This window comes from Pseudonocardia sp. T1-2H, from assembly GCF_038039215.1.
Lineage (GTDB): Bacteria > Actinomycetota > Actinomycetes > Mycobacteriales > Pseudonocardiaceae > Pseudonocardia.
This window is the reverse complement of sequence record NZ_JBBPCL010000001.1, coordinates 1,726,785-1,748,178: the sequence shown is the minus strand read 5'-3', so window position 1 is coordinate 1,748,178 and position 21,394 is coordinate 1,726,785. Positions and strand designations below refer to the sequence as shown.

At 73.1% G+C, this 21,394-nt stretch carries 22 protein-coding genes and 2 pseudogenes; 7 read left to right on the top strand and 17 right to left on the bottom strand.

The annotated features are described in order from the left end of the window. Positions 1-100: 100 nt before the first annotated feature. The gene (locus WBK50_RS08725; RefSeq protein ID WP_341335104.1) at positions 101-1,003 is read left to right on the top strand and encodes a universal stress protein; all 903 of its coding nucleotides are present in this window, start codon (positions 101-103) and stop codon (positions 1,001-1,003) included. Between the two features lie 25 nt (positions 1,004-1,028). Here the strand turns inward: WBK50_RS08725 and WBK50_RS08720 are convergent, their stop codons facing one another. Further along, entirely contained in the window at positions 1,029-1,211 is a 183-nt protein-coding gene (locus WBK50_RS08720) for a hypothetical protein (protein WP_341335103.1), read from the bottom strand. A 188-nt stretch (positions 1,212-1,399) separates the two neighbouring features. Here WBK50_RS08720 and WBK50_RS08715 point away from each other — a divergent pair, with 188 nt between their 5' ends. Further along, positions 1,400-1,696: a hypothetical protein gene (locus tag WBK50_RS08715; protein ID WP_341335102.1), complete on the top strand. Its 297-nt coding sequence runs from the start codon at positions 1,400-1,402 to the stop codon at positions 1,694-1,696. A gap of 64 nt (positions 1,697-1,760) precedes the next feature. Here the strand turns inward: WBK50_RS08715 and WBK50_RS08710 are convergent, their stop codons facing one another. Next, positions 1,761-2,528: a hypothetical protein gene (locus WBK50_RS08710; RefSeq protein WP_341335101.1), complete on the bottom strand. Its 768-nt coding sequence runs from the start codon at positions 2,526-2,528 to the stop codon at positions 1,761-1,763. A gap of 185 nt (positions 2,529-2,713) precedes the next feature. Here WBK50_RS08710 and WBK50_RS08705 point away from each other — a divergent pair, with 185 nt between their 5' ends. Next, a complete protein-coding gene (locus WBK50_RS08705; RefSeq protein ID WP_341335100.1) occupies positions 2,714-3,175 on the top strand; it encodes a CBS domain-containing protein in 462 nt (153 codons plus the stop codon). A gap of 489 nt (positions 3,176-3,664) precedes the next feature. Here WBK50_RS08705 and WBK50_RS08700 read toward each other — a convergent pair whose 3' ends face one another. Further along, complete coding sequence (locus WBK50_RS08700; RefSeq protein WP_341335099.1) at positions 3,665-4,141, bottom strand: universal stress protein; 477 nt, start codon at positions 4,139-4,141, stop codon at positions 3,665-3,667. A 223-nt stretch (positions 4,142-4,364) separates the two neighbouring features. On the opposite strand from WBK50_RS08700, the gene WBK50_RS08695 reads away from it, so the two are divergent. Then, positions 4,365-6,893, top strand: coding sequence for a cation-translocating P-type ATPase (locus WBK50_RS08695; protein WP_341335098.1), 2,529 nt, complete (start codon positions 4,365-4,367; stop codon positions 6,891-6,893). A gap of 367 nt (positions 6,894-7,260) precedes the next feature. On the opposite strand, the gene WBK50_RS08690 is transcribed toward WBK50_RS08695, so the two are convergent. The 9 genes and pseudogenes from WBK50_RS08690 to WBK50_RS08650 form a co-directional block, all read right to left on the bottom strand. After that, the gene (locus WBK50_RS08690) at positions 7,261-7,716 is read right to left on the bottom strand and encodes a universal stress protein (RefSeq protein ID WP_341335097.1); all 456 of its coding nucleotides are present in this window, start codon (positions 7,714-7,716) and stop codon (positions 7,261-7,263) included. After that, positions 7,709-8,215, bottom strand: a pseudogene (locus WBK50_RS08685) (universal stress protein); the annotation flags it as partial. The gene WBK50_RS08690 and the pseudogene WBK50_RS08685, both read right to left, overlap by 8 nt. A gap of 65 nt (positions 8,216-8,280) precedes the next feature. Then, the gene (locus WBK50_RS08680; RefSeq protein WP_341335096.1) at positions 8,281-8,547 is read right to left on the bottom strand and encodes a DUF1876 domain-containing protein; all 267 of its coding nucleotides are present in this window, start codon (positions 8,545-8,547) and stop codon (positions 8,281-8,283) included. 165 nt (positions 8,548-8,712) lie between these two features. Further along, positions 8,713-9,111 (bottom strand): hypothetical protein, encoded by a 399-nt coding sequence (locus WBK50_RS08675; RefSeq protein ID WP_341335095.1) that lies wholly within the window; start codon positions 9,109-9,111, stop codon positions 8,713-8,715. A gap of 219 nt (positions 9,112-9,330) precedes the next feature. Then, entirely contained in the window at positions 9,331-10,725 is a 1,395-nt protein-coding gene (locus WBK50_RS08670; RefSeq protein WP_341335094.1) for a wax ester/triacylglycerol synthase domain-containing protein, read from the bottom strand. A gap of 104 nt (positions 10,726-10,829) precedes the next feature. Next, positions 10,830-11,537: a universal stress protein gene (locus WBK50_RS08665; RefSeq protein WP_341335093.1), complete on the bottom strand. Its 708-nt coding sequence runs from the start codon at positions 11,535-11,537 to the stop codon at positions 10,830-10,832. A gap of 98 nt (positions 11,538-11,635) precedes the next feature. Next, entirely contained in the window at positions 11,636-12,601 is a 966-nt protein-coding gene (locus WBK50_RS08660; RefSeq protein ID WP_341335092.1) for a universal stress protein, read from the bottom strand. A gap of 19 nt (positions 12,602-12,620) precedes the next feature. Beyond that, positions 12,621-13,049 carry a universal stress protein gene (locus WBK50_RS08655; RefSeq protein WP_341335091.1) on the bottom strand — a complete coding sequence of 143 codons (429 nt, stop codon included), beginning with the start codon at positions 13,047-13,049 and terminating at the stop codon, positions 12,621-12,623. After that, a complete protein-coding gene (locus WBK50_RS08650; RefSeq protein WP_341335090.1) occupies positions 13,046-13,522 on the bottom strand; it encodes a hypothetical protein in 477 nt (158 codons plus the stop codon). Before WBK50_RS08650 ends, WBK50_RS08655 begins: the two co-directional genes overlap by 4 nt. 976 nt (positions 13,523-14,498) lie before the next feature. Between WBK50_RS08650 and WBK50_RS08645 the strand changes: the two genes are divergently transcribed. Together WBK50_RS08645 and WBK50_RS08640 are read left to right on the top strand one after the other, a co-directional pair. Next, positions 14,499-17,270, top strand: a complete 2,772-nt coding sequence (locus tag WBK50_RS08645; protein ID WP_341339337.1) for a cation-translocating P-type ATPase — start codon at positions 14,499-14,501, stop codon at positions 17,268-17,270. Between the two features lie 263 nt (positions 17,271-17,533). Then, complete coding sequence (locus WBK50_RS08640; RefSeq protein WP_341339336.1) at positions 17,534-17,638, top strand: hypothetical protein; 105 nt, start codon at positions 17,534-17,536, stop codon at positions 17,636-17,638. A 164-nt stretch (positions 17,639-17,802) separates the two neighbouring features. Here WBK50_RS08640 and WBK50_RS08635 read toward each other — a convergent pair whose 3' ends face one another. The 4 genes from WBK50_RS08635 to WBK50_RS08620 form a co-directional block, all read right to left on the bottom strand. Beyond that, positions 17,803-18,180 (bottom strand): CBS domain-containing protein, encoded by a 378-nt coding sequence (locus tag WBK50_RS08635; RefSeq protein ID WP_341335089.1) that lies wholly within the window; start codon positions 18,178-18,180, stop codon positions 17,803-17,805. A 165-nt stretch (positions 18,181-18,345) separates the two neighbouring features. Further along, positions 18,346-18,789 (bottom strand): pyridoxamine 5'-phosphate oxidase family protein, encoded by a 444-nt coding sequence (locus WBK50_RS08630; protein WP_341335088.1) that lies wholly within the window; start codon positions 18,787-18,789, stop codon positions 18,346-18,348. 65 nt (positions 18,790-18,854) lie between these two features. Next, on the bottom strand, positions 18,855-19,142 hold the full coding sequence (locus WBK50_RS08625) for a sensor histidine kinase (RefSeq protein WP_341335087.1): 288 nt from the start codon (positions 19,140-19,142) through the stop codon (positions 18,855-18,857). Continuing rightward, a complete protein-coding gene (locus tag WBK50_RS08620) occupies positions 19,091-20,518 on the bottom strand; it encodes a GAF domain-containing protein (RefSeq protein WP_341335086.1) in 1,428 nt (475 codons plus the stop codon). Before WBK50_RS08620 ends, WBK50_RS08625 begins: the two co-directional genes overlap by 52 nt. A gap of 249 nt (positions 20,519-20,767) precedes the next feature. On the opposite strand from WBK50_RS08620, the pseudogene WBK50_RS08615 reads away from it, so the two are divergent. Beyond that, positions 20,768-21,010 (top strand): annotated as a pseudogene (locus WBK50_RS08615) (transposase); the annotation flags it as partial. 101 nt (positions 21,011-21,111) lie between these two features. Here the strand turns inward: WBK50_RS08615 and WBK50_RS08610 are convergent. Continuing rightward, entirely contained in the window at positions 21,112-21,375 is a 264-nt protein-coding gene (locus WBK50_RS08610) for an SHOCT domain-containing protein (RefSeq protein WP_341335085.1), read from the bottom strand. Positions 21,376-21,394 lie beyond the last annotated feature (19 nt).

The window sequence follows — 21,394 nt, the reverse complement described above, 5'->3', positions numbered from 1 at the left end:
TGACCCCTGCCGTCACCCGTGACGGTCAAGGCCCTCCGGCAGGTGGAGGCGGGCCGCTCGGCACCTGCCCCGGCGACCGGCCTTCGGGGACCGTCGCGCCATGCAGATTCCCTCACACCCCGCCACCGCGCCCGGACGTCCCGTGCTGGTCGGCACCGACGGTTCGGCAGCAGCCGGCCTCGCTGTGCGCTGGGCGGCCGAGGAGGCCCAACTCCGTGGCTGCACGCTGCTGATCGTCTGCGCGCTGCAAACGGCGCCGGGTGGCCCTCCGCTCGTGGCGCACAGCCTGCTCGACGTGGCCGTGACCATCGCCCGGACCGCCGCGCCGGACGTCGCGATCAAGACCCGGGCCGTCATCGGCCGGCCCACCCCCGTGCTGTCCCGGCTCGCCCCGGACGTGCAGCTCACCGTCGTCGGACACCGCGGGTCCGGAGGTCGCCCGTCGATCGCGCTCGGGTCGACGGCGGCGACCCTCTCCCGCTCGGCGACGGGTCCTGTGGCCGTCGTGCGGTTCGCGCCGGGGCGCCCGGTGCCGGACAGGGACCGGCCGATCGTCGTCGCCGTCGACGGGACACCGCAGAGCCGGCACGTCGTGGAGGCCGCCGCACAGCTGGCGGAGCGCCGCGGGGCGATGCTGCACGCGGTGTACGTGTGGCCCGAGCGGCTCCCGGACGTCCTCCGGCGCCTGGGGCGCGGCGAGCGCGAACCCGGCAGGGAGGCCTCGGAGCGGCTGCTCGCGGAGTGCCTTGCCGGGCTGGCCGCGGATCACCCCGACCTGCCTGTGCGGGAGTCCGTGGTCCGCGGCCATCCGGCATGGGCACTGCTGGAGCTGTCCGACAGCGCCCAGCTCGTGGTCCTCGGCCCGCACTCGCCGGGAGCACGGGCGTGCGGATTGACACTCGTGCAGGCGGCGAGCTGCCCCGTCCTCGTCCTCCCCGTGCCGGAGACGAGCGCCGAGCCGGGCCGCTGCCTCACGACGCCCGGAGGCGGAGCCGGCCGGTGAAGACGGTCCCGCCCCCGGCGTCGACTCAGCGTGCGAGGTGCACCTTCCCGATCCGAACCCCGCCGTGGTCGTACGCGTCGCCGGTCGAGGTCACCGTTCCGATCCGTACTCCGGAGTAGTCATAGACGTCTCCGCCATCGGTGGCGACGCCGATCCGGACGCCCGCGTGGTCCCGGACCTCGCGCCCGGCGGTGTGTACGGCACTCATGTCGTCTCCTTCATCCGAAAGGCTGGTGGCCCCATGCTCGACACCACCAGCCTCACGAGGGAGGGCCGAAGGTCCGCACGACCCGAGCCACTGGTCGCCTCTCCGGGCTCCGGGGAATCACCGTTGAGCACCCGAGGGCGGGTCGTCCGCCCCTGCCCCGGCGGCGAGGACGCTGCCACCGTGCGGGAATGAACAGAATCGACTCGACCGGCCCGGTCGTCCAGCTCGGTACCGACATCGATCCCGGCGTCGCGCACTACGCACGCGTCGCCCTGACCCGTCTACTCACCGCTCAGGGGCGCCCGACGGTCCCCGTGCACATCCGGATCATCCGGGACCACGACCCCAGGCGCGTGCGCCCGGTGATCGCACGGGTCATCCTCGGCACCGGCGTGCCGCTACGCGTCGAGGCCGAGACACCTCGGGAAGCGGTGGATCTGCTGGTGGAGCGGATGGCGGGCAGCGAGCAGCCGGTGGCGGTCTGACGAGAACGCTGAAATGACGAGGAGCGGGCCGGCACGAAGCCGGTCCGCTCCTCGTCGTGCGCCCTCAGCCCGGCGACAACTCGAGGACCGCCAGCGATCCCCCCGACGGCAGCCGAGGCTGCAGGCTGTGGGGCAGCACGCCGACCGGCACCGGAGCGGCCAGTACCTCGGGGCGCAGGCCCAGGGCCATCGAGGTCAGCCGCACGGACTGGAGCGCCTGGCCGAGACGCAGGTCCGCCACGGGCCCAGGACCTTCGGCGCCCAGCAGGACGACGAGTGCTCCCGTCCGGGAGACCGGCCCCACAGCCGCGGCCGGCCACGTCGAGTCGCGCGCCAGACCAGCGGGCCGTTCGGGCAGCTCGCGGAGCCAGCACGCCTCCGCCTCCGCGGCCCGGCGGAGCAGGGTGCGCACCGCGACGTCGTGGGCCGCCGGTGAGGTGCCGGCCGTCTCCCGCGCGCCCGCCGACAGGACGGCGTACAGCAACCGCTCCTCCCCCTGCGGCGCAGCCGACGCCCCGGCCCGCAGTACGGCCAGGAGGCCGGCTTCGGGCGGAAAGGTGAGCAGAGGGCGCCTGCCCTGCACCGCCACCGCCAGCCGGGCGTTGCGCAGCGCGGCCCCTCCGGCGACCCGTCCCGTCCGCGGCGTGAGCTCGTCGGCGACCGACCACCGGCGGATGACGGTCCTGAGCTCGATGCCGTCCTCGATGGCCCGGATGAACCAGCGAACCGGGCCCGTCGGGTTGGGCGCGCCACGCGCCGCCTCGATCACCGGTTCGATCCGGAGGGCCAGGCCTGGCCGGCCCGATGGCCGGACTGCGGAAGGGCTCGTCATGGCGTCGAGTCTGCGGACCCGGCCAGCCCCCGACGAGGGCCCGAGGTCCCCTTCGGCGCCGCTGTCCGCACCCCTGGGTGCCGCAGCTCCACGGCCCAACGGCGGTTCTCGCAGGGTCCTCGGCCCCTGGGCGGGTGCCGCCCCGCGCAGGACGCTGTACGCGCACCCGACCACAGGAGCACGCCATGACCACGAACGACCCGCAACGCCTCGCGGCGCCCCCCGAGGCCCTCGACGACGACCCACTGATCCGGACGGTCATGTCCTCGCGCCTTGTCGGGATCGTGCCGACGGCACCACTCACCACCGCCCTCCGGCTGATGATCGCCGGTGGCGTTCGGCACCTACCGGTGGTCGAGGACGGCCAGTACGGAACGCTGGTCTCCGAGGTCGATCTGCTGCAGGGCATCGCCGCGCAGCACGGACCGCTCGGCCTGGCCCACCTGAGCGTCGGAGACGTGGCCCGCCCGGCACCGACGATCACCGAAGACGCCCGCCTCTCCGAGGCCGCCCGCCGGATGCGGACGGCGAACCGGGACGCCGTGCTCGTGGTCCGCGACGAGCAACTGCTGGGCATCCTCACCGCGACGGACCTGATCCGAGCGTGGGCGGCCCGTGCGGCCCCACAGCACCCGCCGCAAGGGTGACCACTCGTTCGCCCGCGGGCGAACGAGTGACGGCGGCAACGCGGTGCCGAGGGTGTCGGTCACCGCGACGTAGAGCAGGTATCCGAGCAACCCCGCCGACAGCAGCGCGCCACGGTGCGATCCCCATCCAGCGGCCCGCAGGGCGTCCAGTAGGACCTGGTAAGGCGAGCAGCACCACGACCGCGACCGCCAGGTTGCCGGTCGCGATGAACACCGTGTCGTAGGCGTCGAGGCCGCTGCCTTGGAGCAGGCTGGTCTCCCCCCGGGTGGTCGTGACGGCGCGTGGGGTGCCCGATCCGTGTCCGAGGAGCGTCGCGATCGCGCGCCGCCGCCGCGAGGGCCGCGGCGACGGCGAGGCGCGCCGCTACCCGGCCGCGGGGGTTTCTCACCAACATTGCGTTCCCCTCAGTACCACGGGGCGAGGACGGCGTCGGCCACAGCCGTCGACATCGTCACGGGCGAGCGTGCGGCGCAGCACTCCAGCGCTCATCACGCCGCCCCCGCGGCGGTGTGGGTGCGGTCCGGTCGGACGACGGTGACCCGGCGGGGGGCGTGCAGCACGCACTGCAGGCTCACCGAGCCGAGCACCGCGGAGGCGATCCCGCCGCGCCCCCGGTGCCCCACGACCAGGTCGTCGGCATCCCGCGCCTGCTCGACGAGCACCTTCGCCGCCGCACCCGGCAGCGCGAGGACCTCGACCGGAACGTCGGCGGCGGCTCCCGTGACCCCAGCCCGCACCTCGGCCACCGTGGACCGTAGCCCGGTCTCCACCCTCGTCGAGACCTCCTGCAGGCTCGGCGGGGCCGAGAGCCCGTAGGTCTCGGCCCAGTAGGCGGGCGGGTCGAAGGCCATGACGGCCCGGATCCGCGCGCCGCGACGGCCCGCGTCGGCGAGGGCGTACTCGAGCGCCGTCCTGGAGCCGGGTGAGCCGTCCATGCCCACCACGATGATCGGTACCTCGTCCACCGGGTCCTCCGTCCTCGATCGGTCGGGGCCGGCAGCGCGCTGGCCTCGGCCGAACGCTCTCGCTTCTGTCCCGCCGGCCACGACGGCCGGACGCCCCTCGCGGTAGGGCCGCTGGTCCCGGCGTCGGAGATACGGGACCTCCGGACCGTGCGGAAGGGGCATGCGACCCGGGACGTCGACCGTCGTCGCAACGGAGGCTGGGGCCGACCCCAGGAGGACTACCGTGCCCACACCGTTCACGCCCTCGATCAGTCAGCGGCTGGACCGTCCCTGGTCGACGTCCGGCGCCGAGGTGGCGCGGACGCTGGGCACCGACCGCCTGGTGGGCCTCACCACCGCCGAGGCCACCGCACGTCTGCACACGGCAGGACCGAACGACCTGCCCCACGAACCGCCCCGACGGCTGCTCACCTCGGTGCTGGCCCAGCTGCGGGAGACCATGATCCTGGTGCTGCTCGGGGCCGCGGCGCTCACCGCCGCGACCGGAGACCTCGCCGACTGCGCGGTCATCCTGATCGTCATCGCGGTGAACACCACCGTCGGGGTGCTGCAGGAACGGAGGGCCGTCGGCGCCGTGGCGGCGCTGCGCGCGCTGACGACGCCCGAGGCCACGGTCGTGCGGGAGGGCGTCGCCCGGCGCATCACCGCGACCGGGATAGTCCCGGGCGACCTCCTGCGGGTCGTCGAGGGCGACGTCGTCGCCGCCGACGCCCGCCTGTTGACCACCGATGCGCTGCAGGTCGACGAGGCCCTCCTGACGGGCGAGTCACAGCCGTCGGATCGTGATGCGGACCGCCGGTGTGCGGCGGATGCCGGACCGGGTGACCGGGTGACGATGCTCCACGGCGGCACCCTCGTCGTGCACGGCAGCGGTACCGCCGTGGTCGTCGCCACCGGCACGGACACGGAGCTCGGCGGCATCGCCACCCTGCTGCACGAGCACACGGCCCCGGTGACGCCGCTGCAGCGCAGGCTCGCCCGGCTCGGCCGGATGATCTCCGTCGGCGCCGTGGCCGCCTGCGCGGCCGTCGTGGCCCTGGGCCTCGTGCGGGGCGAGCCGTGGGAGCTGATGCTCGTCGCCGGGGTCAGCCTCGCCGTCGCCGCCATCCCGGAGTCCCTGCCCGCGGTGGTCGCGCTCGCGCTCGCGGCCGCGACCCGCCGGATGGCCGCCTGCGGCGCGATCGTCCGGTCCCTGCCCGCCGTCGAGGCGCTCGGCTCGGTCACCGTGCTCGCGGTCGACAAGACCGGGACGCTGACCGGGGGCAGCACCGCATGCGCGGCGACCTGGACCCCGGAGGACGGCGAGCACCCGGCGCCGTCAGGAACGGCCGAGGGACCCGAACGCGCCCTGCTCGAGGCGGCCGCGCTGTGCAACGACGCCGGACCCGACGCCGGCGGTACGGAAGGCGCGCTCGTCCGGGCGGCCACCGCCGGCGGCATCGACGTGACGGCCCTGCGGCGGCGCAACCCTCGGACGTCGGTGGTGCCGTTCGACTCCGTCCGGCGGTGCATGCGCACGGTGCACGCCGGGCCGGACGGCGAGCTGGAGATCGTGAAGGGCGCGCCCGAGCTGCTGCTCGACGGGCACGCAGAGGCCGCCGACGTCGTCGCCCGGTGGACGGAGGGGGGTCGGCGCGTACTGGCCGTCGCCGCCGGTCCGCCCGGTCGCCTGCGGCTGCGCGGTCTCGTGGCGCTGGCCGATCCCGTCCGCCCGGATGCCCGGGAGGCCGTCCGCGCGGCCCGCGGGGCGGGCATCCGGACCGTTATGATCACCGGTGACCATCCGGGGACCGCGAACGCCATCGCCCGGGAGACCGGGGTGCTCGAACCCGACGACCTCCCCGTCGACCCCGGCTCATCGCTGCGCGCCGTGTACGCACGCACCGACCCTGCCGGCAAGCTCGACATCGTGGCCGCCTGGCGGGACGCCGGGCACATCGTGGCGATGACCGGGGACGGGGTGAATGACGCCCCGGCGCTGCGTGCCGCCGATGTGGGTGTGGCCATGGGCCGCCGCGGCACGGAGGTGGCCAAGGAGGCCGCGGACGTCGTGCTCACCGACGACAGCCTCGGCACCATCGTCGCCGCTGTCGCCGAGGGCCGCCGGGTGGCCGACAACGTTCGGCGCTTCGTCCGCTACGGGCTCTCCGGTGGGCTCGCCGAGCTGCTGGTCATGTTCCTGGGCCCGTTCCTCGGCATGCCCCTGCCGCTGCTGCCGGCGCAGATCCTGTGGGTCAACCTCGTCACCCACGGCCTGCCCGGCGTCGCCATCGGCTCGGAGGCTGCCGAGCCCGACATCCTGCGCCGCCCTCCCCGGCCTCCGCGTGAGGGCATCCTGACCCGGCGTACCACCCTCGAGATCGTCGTCCTCGCCGCGACCATCACCACCTGCTGTCTGGGCGTCGCGGTGGCGGCCTCGTTCGCCGGTTGGAACTGGCAGACGATGCTCTTCACGACCCTTGCGCTTGCCCAGCTGGGCGTGGCCCTGACCACGCGCTCGGACCGCACCCCGTTCTGGCGCCTGTCCCCCGCCACGAACCCGTTCCTGTTCCTCGCCGTCGCCGCCAGCCTGGTCGCCACGCTGAGCGCGCTCTACCTGCCCGGGCTCTCCGACCTGCTCGGGACGACGCCTCTCGGTGCCTCCGAGCTCGCGGTCTCGGTCGGGGTCGCCGCCGTGCCGGCAGTGGTGGTCGAGGTGGCCGAAGTCATCCGCGGCCGCCAGCACTCCGGGGAACCGCGTCTCCGCGGGTGACGGGCCGGCCTGGCCTGTCGCAAGCGGCCTGCTCGCGGGGTGCGACCTGCGGGGATGAAAGGCGGGACTTCCGGCCCTGCCGTGAGCGGCGGGCGTCGTCCACTCTCGAGGAGTCCGCGGCGCCGGAAGGACCGCGAGGAAGCCACCACCCGTCGCTGGGGAGCAGACGAGTGGATCCTGCCGGGGCCGGTGTCGGGGACACCGGCCCCGGCCTCTGCTCGCTACCGTGCAACGCCCTGGCCGTGGCCTGGCTGCCCACCCACGCCACCGGAGGCGATGACCGGCAGCACCCGGAACGCCGGGCCGAGGACGGCCCCGCCCGAGGAAGTGCAGGAAACCGTGCGCAAGTGCCCTGCCGAGCCGGCGATCACCGAGGACCGTGCACGACCAGCACGGGGCACCGGGCGTGGGTCGTCACGTGCTGCGCGGTCGAGCCGAGCAGGAGCCCGGCGAACCCGCCGTGACCGCGGCTACCCACGACGAGGAGCTCGGCGTCCTTCGCGGCGACGAGCAGGACGCTCGCCGCGCCGCCCTCGATCACCTCGGTCACCACGGTCGCCGCCGCGTCCGCGTCGAGCGCCTGTCTGATCGCCTCCTGGATCGTCGTCCGGGCGATGTGCTCCCAGTCGACCCAGATCTGCGGGATCGGCACCGGCACCGGGCCATAGGACACCGGGATCGACCAAGCGATGATTGCCCGCACCCTGGCTCCGGTGAGGCGCGCCTGGCGCGCCGCCCACTGCAGGGCGCATCGGGAGGACGGCGACCCGTCCACGCCGACCACGATCTCCCTCGCGCCGGCGCGGTCCTGCCCGTCATCCACGGTCGTGGATCGCGAGCGCGCCGAGATCGACCAGGTCGTCCCCGGGGCGGGCGGTGGCGGCAGCCACCTGGGCCGGCGTGCCCGGCTGCAAAGTGGCCACCGACATGCTCGTGACGTCGCGAACCTTCATCTCATCCTCCGTAAGGTCGGCCGACACGACGAGCACCGGACGGTGTGCGCGAGCGATCAGCCCGTGCGACACCGATGGTCTCGCCAGTCGCCCGAGGCCGGCCGCGACGCCCTCGCCGCGCGTCCCGGTGACGACCATCAACGCGTCGTGCTGGTCGGCCAGCGAGATGACGAGGCCGATCGGGTCGCCGTGCGGCATGTGGACCGTGTGTCCGCGTGGTGCCCCGGCCAGAGCGACGGCAACGCGGGTACGTCGAAGATCGAGCGTGCACTCGAGCTGTTCCTCGAAATCGGCGGCGTCGGGGTCGATCGGGTAGTCGGCCAGGTCGATCGCGTGCAGGACGTGAACGTGGGCGTCCAATCGCGCGGCGAGATCGGCGCCGCATCGGGCCGGCCGCCGTCCGACTCGTCACCGTGCCCGGGGCTGCGGACTGCTCATGGCGACTGTGGAGCGGTCTCGCCGGCGTGCTCCAGGTCGTCGGCCACGCAGTCGAGCAGCTTGTGGTGCAGCTCCGCAAGCGCCCGTGCCACGGCGAGCTCGTCACCGATCTCGGGTATGTCGGCATCTGCTGGGTTCAGTCGGGCCGAGCCGACCCCGACGAGCGAGTCCGAGTCGCGGGTGTGCAGCCGCGCCACGGCCCTGGTGCGCCCGTCGTGCTCGTCGATGTCCAGCGATACGTTCCACTGCTTCGCCTCGTGCATGTCAGCTCCTCACCCTCACCGGGTAGCGGTCGATCGTCCCCCACACAGCTGTGCCCGAGGAGGGTCGACCTGCCCTCGTCATCGGGCCGATGGGCCCGAGGTGCCGGGCGGGCCGGAGCCGCAGCGTGTCGCTCGCGGCGACCGAGATGCGGTAGCGCCATCGCATCACGGGGACAGTGGATGATCGACGCGGTGGTGATCGCCTCGGCGCCGACGGGTCGGTTCAGTGAGCGGCAGGGTGGTCCGGGCGCGTACGACCGCCCTGGCGGTCAGCAGGGCCGCCACGGCGACGGTCGCGGCCGCGATCGCGAGGCGGTCGGCGGCGACCGCGGGCTGCCAGCGGACGTCGTCGCCGCGCAGCACGAACGCACCGGCCGGGCGGCTGCTGAACTCCCAGCCCGCCGCCTGAGCCCTCACGCGGGAGTTCCCGGCGCGGTCGGTCCATTGCGGTCCGACCCGTGCCCACTCGCGCTCCCACTCCGCGGCGTGTACCGCAGAAGTCCACTGCCGGGCGAGGTGCGCCACGCCGGCGCCGACCATGGCCCCCACAATTCCGGCGTGCACCGAACCGAGGATCGCGGCCGCTGCGACTTCTGCGGGTGCCATGGGCGGGTGCACAAGCTGCCCGTCCCGGGTCGTCCAGGCCACGGCCACCGCGCCGGCTCGCTTCGGGCCCTTGACCGGAGCGAGCCCGGTCCGCTCAGCCCCGTCGCTCCCGGTCCACCGGACCTGCGCGTGTGTATCTCCTCGGCGCTGCCGCCGCTTGCGACCAGGGGGACGTCCTCAGCCACGACGACCTGGACCGGGACCCGGTCGTGGGCCTGCTCGGAGAGTTCCCCGTGCACGGCGGGCTTGGCTCAAGAAGGGTGAGGTGACGAGAGCGGCGAGACGGGCCCGGAGGGCGTCGGTGAGCACGGCGAGGTCGGGGACCTGGTCCGGGTCGGCGACGATGCTGACGGTGAGCGTCCCGGCGTAGGACAACGCCACGAAGTTCACCGTGGTGTTACCCGCCTCCCCGACGGACAAGGGCACGATGCGCGCGACCGGCGCTCCGGCCAGGTGCAGCACCCGGTCGGGCCCTCGCACGTTGCTGACCAGCGTGTGTATCCGGTGCTGGCGTGTCATGTACCAGTGGTAGAGGCCCGTGGCGGCGAGGAGCCGGAACAGCGGCCAGAGCAGGACGATCGGCGCCGGCGCCGTGGTGCGGCGGCGGGCCGTGGCGAGTACCGGGGCGAGGGTCCGCACGGTCTCCGCGGGATCGGTTCGAGCCGGGATCCCGACCACCAGGGGTGCGACGGCGTTGCCCGCACCGGCTGGTGAGGCGGATCGGCGGCCCGCGACCGGCACGGCGATCCGGAAGGTGTCCACCGACTCGCCCCGATGTGCGAGCAGATCGCCGAGAGCCGCCGAGGTGACGGCGAGGAGGGCGTCGTTCACGCTGCCGCCGGCACGGTGCGCGGCCTCGCGGACCGACACGAGGTCGGCCTCGACCGTGGCGAACCGGCGTCGTGACCCGGTCGGCGCCAGCAACGAGCACGCCGCGGCACGCTCGGCGTGGAGCCCGCCGCTCGCGGCGACCGACAGGCGCAGGGCACGCAGGGCTGCGGTGACCCGCGACCGCCTGCCTCTCGGGGACCGGGCAGTACCCGCGCGCGCCTCAGGGGCGACAGTGCCCTCGGTGCCCGGGGACGGGGGCCGGGTGTCGTCGAGCAGCCGCTCGAGGACGGCCAGCCCGCCGATCCCGTCGGCCAGGCCGTGATGAACCACCAGCACGACCCCGACGACACCGGCACCGGCCTCCACGAACACCGCGCGCCACAGCGGCCGGTCCCTGGGAAGCGGTTCGAGGACGGCGCCGGCGGCGATGTCCAGGAGCTCGCGCTCGTCACCCGGCGCCCCGCTACGGGTGTGGTGCAGGTGCCGGGGCGGGTCGAACGCGGCGTCCTCGACCCACTCAGGACGTCCGCGGCCCGGCCCGATGCGCTGCCGCAGCCGCGCGACGGAGCGCGCCCGCTCGGCGACGAGGCGTTCCGCGGCGCCCAGGTCGAAACCCGGTCCGGGGCGGAGGATCAGCAGTGCTCCGAGGTGCTCGGGTACCGCGGCGGCGTCGTCCATGGCGAGCATGACCAGGTCCGCCGGGCCGACGGCGTCGTGGACGGGTGCTTCCCCGCGGACCACGTCCGGTGCCGCGCCGGGCCGGGTCCGAAGCGCGGGATCGACGTCCGGTGGCTGCGGGTGCGGCCGCGCAGGCAGCGTGGCGGGTCCTGGGGTTCGCCGAGGTCTCATCCCGGGCCTCCCACGCCGTCGGCCGCGGCGGGTCGGCCCGGAGCGGTCCCGTGAGGGCTCTCGGAGGTCCGCTCGGCGGTGCGGACCACGACCACCGGGCACGGGCCTCGGTGCACGGCGATCCTGGCCGGCTCGTCGTAACGGGCAGGTCCGTCTTGTCGGCCGAGGACGAGCGCGATCGCGCCGGTCGCACGGTCGAGCACGAGGTCGGTGCCCTCGCCGTCGACATGGTCGATGATGAGCGGCACCCCTCGGCGTGCGGCCAGCATGGTCGCCTCCGCGAGCACCCGGGCGTCGCGCTCGGTGTCCGTCAGCGCGGCGACGACGACGTTTCGCCGGCGCAGGTGCGGGGCACGAACGACCGCGACCGGGCACCCCGCCCGCCCGAGGACGTCGAGGGCGACGGATTCGTCGGCGGCCTCCGGCGGGTCGTCCCGGCCGCCCAATCCCACGACGAGCATCGCGGCGTCGCGGCTCGCCGCCAGCAGCGCCGCCAGCGGGCTCCAGGCCGACGTCCGTCGGACGATTTCCACTCCCGGCGCGGCTGCCGCGGCGGCGGCCGCCGCCCGCTCGAGGACGGTGTCGCGCTGCCGATCCGTCTCTCCTGACGACGTCGCGTGCATCAGGACCAGGGGCGCCGCCCGGGCGCGCGCCTCGCACGCCGCGAAGCGGGTGGCAGTCAGCGCCGCGGCACTACCGTTCACGCCGGCCACCACGGATCCCGTTCCGGGCATTGTGGATGTTCCTTCCTCCGGGCGGTGGCCCACGACGGGATCGCGGGCGTGCGTGCGCGCCGCCTCCGCTAGGCAGTGACCGCTGGCGGCGCCGACCGGCCCGATTCCGGAGTCGAGCGGAGGCCGGCATCCGAGCGCCGGGGGCGGTCGAGCGCGAGACCGTCGCGCACCAGCATCACGGGGCACCGGGCCCTGCTCAGCAGCGCACGCCCGACCTCACCGATCGGATAGCCGTCCGGGGCACGCCAGCCGTCGGACCCCAGCACGACGAGCAACGCGTTCGTCGACCGCTCCGCGAGAACGGTGGCGGCGCTGTCCCGGGCGACGAGGCGCCGCACGTGCACGTCCGGATAGGTGGCGGTCCATGGCGCGAGCCGGGACTCCAGCAGCTCGCGCGCATCGGCGAGCACGGCCTCGAAGCTCAGCGTCGGGCTGCTCTGCCGCATGGTGGCGTCGGTCCAGGCGTGCGCCGCCACGAGCGGAACCCCGTGGGACCTCGCCTCCTCGAACGCCTGCGCCAACGCCGCCGCGTTCGCCGCCGAACCGTCCACGCCGACGACGACCGGTGACGTCGGCGCGGTTTGCTGCGCCGGCGCCGGGCCGACGACCACGACCGGGCAGGAGGCCCGGCCGACGAGCGCGGCGACCAGGGGCCCGGCCTCGCCCGACCGGGGCAGCCCCACCAGCAGGAGCTCGGCCTCGTCCGATTCGGTTCCGAGCACGTCCGCGGCGGCGCCGTCGCGGACGACGCATTGCACGGTCGGTAGCGGTCCGAGGGAGCGGACCATGTCGGTCGCCTCCCGCAGCTGCGCGCGGGCGGTGCAGTGCAGGTGTTCGCGGTACCGCTGCAGCACGTCCGCGGCGGCCGCGGTCCGAGCGGGGTCGGCTGCCCAGTCGACCACCGCGACCAGCCGCAGCTTCGCCTTGCGGCGCCGAGCTTCCCGTGCCGCCCACCGCACCGCGGCGAGCGCGCCCGGCGAGCCGTCGGCTCCGACGACCACGCTGCTCCCGGCGACGTCGTTCGATGTCGTCATGTCGATCTCCTCCGCGGTCTCAGGCGGCGTCGTGGGTGACAACGACGGGGCATCGGGCGTGGGCGACGACGTGCTGGCTCACCGAGCCAAGCAGCATGCCGGTGAACCCGCCGTGCCCGCGGCAGCCGACCACCAGCAGGTCTGCGTCGCGCGCCGCGGCGAGGAGGACCGCGGCGGGGTGCCCCTCGGTCGCCTCCCGGTCGACGTCCAGGTAGCCCGTTTCCTTCAGCGCGCTGTCGACGGCCGAGTTCAACGCGGTCCGGGCGTCGCCCGCCCAGTCCACCGTGATGACGGGCGCCCACCCGTAGGTGGTCGGGATCTGCCAGGCCATCACCGCGCGCACGGGGGCGCGGGTGCGCCGGGCCTGCTCGACCGCCCACCGCACGGCGCCCTCCGAGCCGGGGGATCCGTCGACCCCGATGACGATCGTGCCCGCCCTGCCCCTCATCCCGCCGCTCCTCCGTCGGAGTCCGATGCGGGATCCGACCCGATGGGGGCCAGGACGACCGGCTCGGTGTGCCGGGCCGAGGAGCGCGACGTGCCGTCCGAGGGTGCCTCGGCCGCGGCGGTTCGGCTCGGCTCCCCGTTGCGCAGGTCCGGCCCGCCGCTAAAGCCGTCAGGCCCGACAGACATGTCTTCGGACCGGCGGGCTCCGCGAAGAGTCGCGGCCCGCGCGGCCGTGGCGACGGCGGTTCCGGTCACGGCGCCGACCGCCGCGCCGATGGCGGCGGCGAGCACCAGACCCGTGGGGTCCCCGGTCTGTATGCCCACCCCGAGCCCGACCAGCGCGCCGGACAGAGTGCCGGTCCCCACACCGGTCAGCAGGGTCCTTGTCCGGCCGCGGCCGGCCTGCGCACCCGACGGGTCCTGCCCCGCGACGAACGGCAGGTCTTGCCTCGGTGACCTCGCGTCGACTGCCATTGGTCCTCCTCGTTGGACGGGGTCAGGGTCGCGCGATCCCTGGGCTCCTCGGCAGAGGCGGAAGGCCCGCGGCCCGGGCCCGTCGGCCCTGATGCGATCCGGCTCGGCAGTCCCGCCAAGCCTTCACGCGCCGCGGGACGCGGCGGTATGGGCCTGCTCGAGCCATCCGGCGATCTTGTCGTCGACCTGGTCGATTCCCGCATTTCGAGGTGGTTCGTCCACCCGAGGGGTGATCGACCTCCTTGATCCGGGAGACTCGAGTGTGCCGGAGCCGCGGCCGTGCCGGGGTGGTCGCCGGACACCATCGCCAGGCGGATCCCCGCGGTTCGGCAGTCGGCGATCGCCTCGGCCACGTCGGGGCGTGGCTGGCCCTCCAGGCCGACCAGCCCCAGCAGCTCCAGATCGGTCTCGCCGGGGTCAGCCTCTCCGATCGCAGCCGTCGAGTCCCGGTGCGCGACCGCCAGCACAGGCAGGCCCCGCTCGCTCATCCCGGCCACCGCCTCGCTAGCACCGGCCCGAACGGACCGGCATAGCGGCAGCGTCGCGTCCGGCGCGCCGACGGGGGCCGGGCCACGCTGCCGGAATGTCATCGAGCCGACTCACGAACCAGACCACGTGCGGCCCGAGAGTGCCGTCCCGCATCGACCGTGACCGGCGTGCGCAGCATTGGCAGGCGCGGGCGACCCATGGTGGTCGCGGCCAGGAGGTAGGGATGCTGATGACTGAGCTCGTGGTCGTGGCCGGGTGGTGTTGGCGTCGATGCTGTGCTGGTCGGTCTATGCCGCAGCGCTCGCCTGCGACGATGGGAAGCGGGGCGAGGGGTGCCGGCCGCATGAGTGACGCCGTCGTTCGCCGATTCGTCCGGACTCGATGACGACGAAGGCCGATGGTCACCATCGGCAGGGTCCTTTGGGCTGTCGTGAAGCCTCGCGCGGGACCACACCCTGGGCTCGAGACGCGATTGTCGAGGTGGGAGATGACCGAGGTCGCTGATGCGCAGCCAGCTGTTCCTCGGCTGGATCCGACCGAGCGGGTCGACCTGCTCCTGCGGGATCTGCGCAGCTCTCGGTCCGGGTTGACCGAGCGCGAGGCCCAGCGACGGCTGGTGTCCTCCGGGCCCAACGAGTTGCGGCGGCGAGGTGGCCGGAGGTGGCCACGGGAATTGGCACGGCAGTTCACGCATCCGCTGGCGCTGTTGTTGTGGGCGGCGGCGGGCATGGCGTGGGCAGTGGGGATCACGCCGGTGGCGATCGCGGTCGTGGTGGTGATCGTGATCAATGCGCTGTTCGCGTTCGTGCAGGAGCGTCACGCCGAGCGGGCGGTGGAGGCGCTGGCGGCGTTCCTCCCGATGCGGGCGAAGGTGGTGCGCGACGGCCGGATACGCGAGATCGAAGCCGTCGGCCTGGTGCCGGGAGACGTCCTGGTCATCGAGGAGGGAAACCGGATCTCGGCGGATGCCCGACTGCTCGACGACGGAATCGAGGTGGATCTTTCGGCGCTGACCGGCGAGTCGATGCCTGTGTACCGTTCGGCGGACCTGGTCGATGTCCGGGTTCCCTTGCTGCAGGCGCGCGATCTGGTCTTCAGCGGGACGACGTGCACCGAAGGTGAAGCCCGTGCGGTGGTGTTCGCCACCGGCATGCACACCGAGCTCGGCGGGATCGCCGCCCTGTCCGAGCGGGTGGAGCAGGACGAGAGCCCGCTGGAGACCCAGGTGCGGCGGGTGGCGTGGCTGATCGCGCTGATCTCTGTAGTGCTCGGTGCGGCGTTCATCCCGATAGCGACGGTCGGGGCGGGGCTGTCGTTCGTCAACGCCGCCGTCTTCGCAGTCGGCCTGCTGGTGGGCAACGTGCCGGAGGGGCTGTTGCCGGTGATCACGCTGGCGCTGGCGATCGGGGTTCGGGGACTGGCCAAACGCGGTGCCGTCGTGAAGCGCTTGAGTTCGGTGGAGACACTCGGTTCGACGGACGTGATCTGCACCGACAAGACCGGGACCCTCACGGAGAACCGGATGCGCGTCACGACGATCACCACCACGAGCGGGATGCACGAGCCGGGCGAAGCACTTCACGACGACGTGGCGTTGGCGCATCTGGCCACCACGGTGGCCTTGTGCAACAACGCCCGTCTCGACGTCACGGGCACGATGATCGGTGATCCCACCGAGATCGCGCTCCTCGAGGCCGCCGGCGTACTCGGCGAACGGCTTGACGGCGACGACCGGCAGCGGCGACGCCAGTTCCACTTCGACCCCGTCCGCAAACGCATGTCGACGGTGGACGAAATCGGGGGCACGCTGTGGATCCACACCAAGGGCGCCCCGGAATCGGTGCTGCCGCTGTGCAACGCCGAACTCGTGGACGGCGACCAGAGGCGAACGCTGAGCGACACCCGGCGACACGAGCTCGCGAAGCTGGTCGAGGCCCAGGCTCAGCAGGGGCTTCGGATGCTGGCCGCAGCCGAACGCCGCCTCGCTCCGGGTGAGGGCGTGCCCGAGGACCGTGACCGCGCCGAACAGGACCTGGTGTTGCTGGGCCTGGTGGCCATGATCGATCCGCCCCGGGCCGGGGTCGCCGACGCCGTCGCGCAATGTCACCTCGCCGGGATCCGCATCATCGTCATCACCGGTGACCACGGCCTGACCGCCGCGGCCGTCGCCGGTCAGGTCGGCATCGTCCGCGGGGAGCCCACTGTCGTCACCGGCGAGGAACTGGACCGGATGAGCGAGGACGATCTCGACGCTCTGCTCGACAGTCAGGCGGAGCTGATCTTCGCGCGCTCCTCACCCGAGGCCAAGCTCCGCATCGCCGACGCGTTGCGTGACGCCGGGCACGTGGTGGCCATGACCGGTGACGGCGTCAACGACGCCCCGGCGCTGCGGCGCGCCGACATCGGAATCGCGATGGGGTCGGGCACCGACGTCGCGCGGGAAGCGTCCACGATGGTGCTCACCGACGACAACTTCGCCACCATCGCCGCCGCGGTACGAGCCGGCCGACAGATCTACGACAACATCCGCAAGTTCATCTTCTACATCTTCGCCCATGCCACCCCCGAAGTGACCCCGTTCGTGGTGTTCGCGTTGTCCGGCGGGGCCATCCCGTTGCCGCTGACCGTGTTGCAACTGCTGGCCTTCGACGTCGGCACCGAAACGCTGCCCGCGCTCGCGCTCGGCCGGGAACCCGCCGAACCCGGGCTCATGCAGCGCCCTCCGCGGCGACGCGGTGAATCGGTGATCCAACCGGGGATGCTGCTGCGCGCGTGGCTGTTCCTCGGCGTCATCTGCGCCGCGCTGCAGATGGCAGGGTTCTTCCACGTGCTGCTGGACGCCGGATGGCACGTCGGCGACCCGACCGGGCCTGGGACACCGCTGCACCATGCCTACCAGCAGGCCACCACGATGACCTTCTTCGGCATGATCGCCGGCCAGATCGGCACCGCTTTCGCCGCCCGGACCGACCGCGCTTCGCTCCGCTCCATCGGCGTGTTCTCCAACCCGCTGCTGCTGTGGGGCATCCTTTTCGAGCTCGCGTTCGCCGCCGGGATCATCTACATCCCACTGATGCAGGACCTGCTGGGAACCGCCGCCCTCACCCCCGAGATGCTCGCCTTCACCATCCCCTACCCCTTCATCGTCTGGGGTGCCGACGAGATCCGTCGCTGGCTGATCCGCCGCCACGCCCGGACGTCCGGCCACCAAGGAACCTCCGGACGCGAAGGCCGCGAACCCGTGATGGCGGGCTCCTAGACCAGGCCGGCGTCGTGCACCACCTGCGATCTGGCTGGGGGCTGAAAGAAGATCGGTGTAAGACGTCGTTTCAGAAGTGGTGGGCCCGCTTCTGCCGCTTCTGGGTGAGGCTGACAGCATCGAAGGATGCCCGCGCCTCGCGTGACGACGAAGACGAAGATCTTCGAGCTCGAGATCGTGTTGGAAGAGGTTGAGCCGTCGGTTCGGCGTCGGGTGCGGGCGAGGTGAGCCTGGCGGTGCTGCATGAGGTGGTGCAGTCGACGATGGGCTGGACCAACTCCCACCTGCACGAGTTCACGATCGACGGCCGACGTTACGGGATTGACCTTCCCCCGGTTCGACGGACTCCGACCTTGAGTCGGCGGTAGCCGACTGGGAAGGATGCCCGTTGGCTCATCGTCGGAGGGAACGACACGGTCGTGCCGAACTCAACCGCCGGGCGCAGGCCCTTTCACCGCGCGGCTGCGCAGCTCCGCCTCGTCCTTCCCTTCGCCTGATGGCTGACCACCGGCGACGGGCCTCTCCTCCACTCTCATCGTTCAGCTCCTCGCACCTCGTGTCGGGTCAGGACACCGACGACGCGCTCACCGTCGACCACCGGCACGGATCGGACACCCCGGTCGAGCATGGCCGCCACGACGTCGACGACGTCGTCCTCGGGCCGGGCGATCACCACGGCCTGCCTCGTCACCGCGGCCACGATCGACTCCGGGTCCAGCTCGACCTGCCAGCCGTCCGGGACCAGCAGGCCGCGTGCGAGGTCGGCCTCGGCCGCCACTCCGAGGAAATGCCCCTGACCGTCGACGACCGGCACCGTCCCGTGCCCGTGCAGCATCGAGGCCGCCACGGGAATGGGCGTGTCCGCTCGCACCGTGCTCACCGAGCCGCTCATGGCGTCGCGCACCTTCATCTCGCCTCCGTCTCCGAGTCCGAGGTCGACGATGGCGCAGAGCGTGCCTCCGCACACGGGACGAAGGGCCCGACCCCGCCCGCCACGCGACCCGCGACGTCGAGGACGAGGACGAGGACGAGGACGAGGACGAGGACGAGGACGAGCCTGTCGGGTCTTCGGCTATCAGCTCGCCGGGTCGGTCCGGCGGCCCGCGAGCCGGCTCATGGGCACCGCGATGGTGTGTGCAGTCGCGTCCGGAGCCCGCGGTTCGGGCATTCGGGTCGCGAGGTCCGCCCACCGTCGCAGGTCGGTCACCTCGTAGGCCCGGCCGATGCCGAGCACGCTCCACCCGGTGCGGATGCCGAGGTCGACCTCGTCGACCTCGAACGCGATCACCGCACTGCAGGTGGCAGCGGCGAGCTTGGTCCCCTCACCGGTCCGGAAGACGACCTCCTCCCCGTCGAGGAGGTAGGCGACGGGCTGAGCCGCCGGCAGAGCCGAGTCGGTGAACACCACGCGGCCGATCACACTGCCGCGGAGCAGGTCCAGGCACTGCGCACGGTCGAGCTCGGCCAGTCTCGACCGCCGCGCCCTTTGCGCGACCACATAGCCGCTTCGATCGCCCATCCGGACAGTCTCGCTCAGGTCCGCGGGCGCAGGCAGGGGCCGAAGGTCCCCGTGCCCGGCCGAGGTCAGTCCGCTCCCAGCGGGACCGTCCAGGACACCCGCGTCCCGCCCTGCTCACGGTTCTCCAGGGCCAGCTGGCCGCCGTGCCGTTCGGCCCGGCGACGCATGTTCGCCAGGCCGCCGCGGCGTCCCGTCTCCGGGATGCCGGCACCGTCGTCGGCGACGTGCAGGGCGACCTGCCCCGCGTCGGTGACGACGTCGACCTCGACGCTGTGTGCGCACGCGTGCCGGGCGACGTTCGTCAACGCCTCCCGGAGCACGGCGACGAGGTCTTCTGCGACGTCGGTGGGCACCCGGTTGTCGATGAGGCCGGAGAAGCTGACGGCGGCCCTGAGGCCCAGGGCATCGTCGAGCTCGGTGACGACGTCCAGGATCCGCGAGCGGACCCCGGTTCCCCCCGCGACGCGTGCAGGTCGAAGATCGTGGTGCGGATCTGTCGGACGGTGGCGTCGAGGTTGTCGATCTGTTCCTGGATCCGCTGGGCGTGCGGGCCGCCGCCCAGCCCCACCGCCACGCTCTGCAGTGACAGGCTCGCCGCGAACAGCCGCTGGATCACCTGGTCGTGCAGGTCCGCGGCGATGCGGTCCCGCTCGTCGAGCATCGCCAGCCGCTGCTGCTCCTCCCGCGACTCGGCCAGCTCGATGGCGATCGACGCCTGGTTCGCGAACGCCGTAGCCATGTTCAGTTCCTCGACGGTGAAGCCGGGCCGATCCCGTACCCGGGCCGCGGCCAGGACCCCGTCGACCTGGCCGGCCCGCTGCAGCGGAAGGGCCAGCATCGGGCCGAGATCGAGATCGAGGGACGCCATCGAGATCAACCCGGGTACCTTCCCCGGGCTCTCCACCCGGCGGGGTTCACCGGTGCGGAACACCTCCCCGCACAGGGACGTCTCCAGCGGTAGCAGGAAGCCTCGCAGGCCATCGGCTCCGTGTCCCTGCGCGATGTCGATCCGCAGCCCGCCCGTGTGCTCGTCCGGCCGGGCGACGACGACGGCGTCCGCGGCGGCGAGCTCGGCGAGGTTCGTGGCGATGAGGTCGAGGGGTTGCCCGGCCTCGCCGGACAGGGTCTTGCGGGTGATCTCGGCGGTTGCCGAGAGCCAGGCCTGTCGGGCCCGGCCAGCCTCGTAGAGCCGGGCGTTCTCGATCGCCGCGCCCGCGGAGGCGGCGAGCGCCAGGGCGAGCTCCTCGTCCTCGGCCGTGAACTCCCCCTTGTCGCTCTCACTCAGGTAGAGGTTGCCGTACACCTCCTCGCGGATCCTGATCGGCACGCCGAGGAAGCTACTCATCGGCGGGTGCCCGGCCGGGAATCCCGAGGACCGCGCGTCGTCCCCGATGGAGGTGGTCCGGATCGGCCGCGGATCGTCGATCAACGCACCCAGCAGGCCCTTGCCCTGCGGAAGATGCCCGATGGTGGTGACCTCGTCGGCGGGCATACCGGTGTGCACGAACTCGACGAGGCCACCGCCGTCGACACCGATCACCCCGAGCGCGGCGTAGCGCGCACCGATCACCTCTTGGGCCGCGTCCACGATTCGGCGCAGCACCGCCGACAGGCTCAAATCGGTACTGATCGCCTGAGAGGCACGCAGCAGACCCCGCAACCGCCCCTGGGTGCCCATCACCTCCTGGGCACGCTCCACCAGCTGGCCCAGCAACTCATCGAGCTCCATCCGGCGCAGATCCGGAAACTTCAACCCTTCGTGGCCCGAACCGCGCTCCTGGTCCCGACCGTGCTCGTCGCATGCCCCCATACGTCCCCCTCGGCGGAACCCACCGTCCCACGACGACGTGAGTCGCCCGCGGCGGCGGATCGCTGCGCGAGCGGCTGCGTGATGACCCATCCGACCCTCGTCCGGTCGGCGACGGTGCGCAAGGGTCACCCACTACCCGTGCAGGCCGGCAGCGCGTGGGCCGGGTGGGGCAGGCCGCGGATCGATGGCCGGGCCGCGCTGGACGGGACCCTGTTCGTGCTCGTCACAGGCTGTCGCCGGCGGGATCTTCCGCCGCAGCTGGGCTGCGGGTCCGGGCATACCGCGTGGCGGCGGTTGCGGGAGTGGCAGGACGCCGGCGTGTGGGATCGGCTGCACCAGCTGGTGCTCGACGAGCTCGCCGAACCCGAGCTGCTGGACCGGTCCCGAGCTCGCATCGATGGGGTGGCGGTGCGGGGTCTCAGGCGCATGCAGCGGGAGCCCGTTCGGGCGTCGACGGCGCGACGGCAACCGGCTCGGCGTCCGGGATCGGCGCGAACGCCGGACCAAGTCGCTCAGGGCTCGACGAACGGCCGGGGCCGGTCACGCAGCGTATTCAGGCGCTGGTGGTACTCCTGCTCGTCGATGTCGCCGCGCGCGAAACGCTCGGCCAGCACCTGCTCCGGCGTGGGCCGGATCGCCGTCGACCGGTCGCTGCGTCCTAGGTAGCGGAACAGAGCGATCACCCCGAAAATGACCAGAGCCCAGAACAGCACCATGCTGACGGTCATCAGGGCGTAACCCCAACCGCTGATCCCGTTGCCGTACCACCACATCATGTCGCGTCTCCTTCTCTTC